This window comes from Lacinutrix cladophorae (genome assembly GCF_053604645.1).
Genome location: NZ_JBSHNR010000093.1, coordinates 1 through 281 on the forward strand (window position 1 = coordinate 1; position 281 = coordinate 281).

A 281-nucleotide genomic window follows, 5' to 3' on the forward strand; every position below is an offset into this window, starting at 1 on the left:
GCAGATGCTGTATTTGATGTAACTTCCGATTATGCTTTCACGAACCTTGCTTCCACTTGTGGTGCTGGTGGTACTATTACTGTAATCTATACGGTATCGGATGATTGTGATAATGAAACAACGCTTACTGCGACACTTACACTTGAAGATTCTATCGGTCCAGACCTAACGGCTTGTACTGTAGTAGATGAAACTATAGAATGTAATGGAACAGATAATGAAACCATTGCTAACGATTGGAATGCTGCAAACATACTTGCACTACAATCTTGTGGTACAGA

At 39.9% G+C, this 281-nt stretch carries 1 protein-coding gene; it reads left to right on the forward strand.

Going from position 1 to position 281, the window contains the following annotated elements:
- The coding region (locus ACVC3Y_RS05845; protein WP_452226356.1) for a hypothetical protein at positions 1-281 on the forward strand (281 nt) is incomplete at both ends.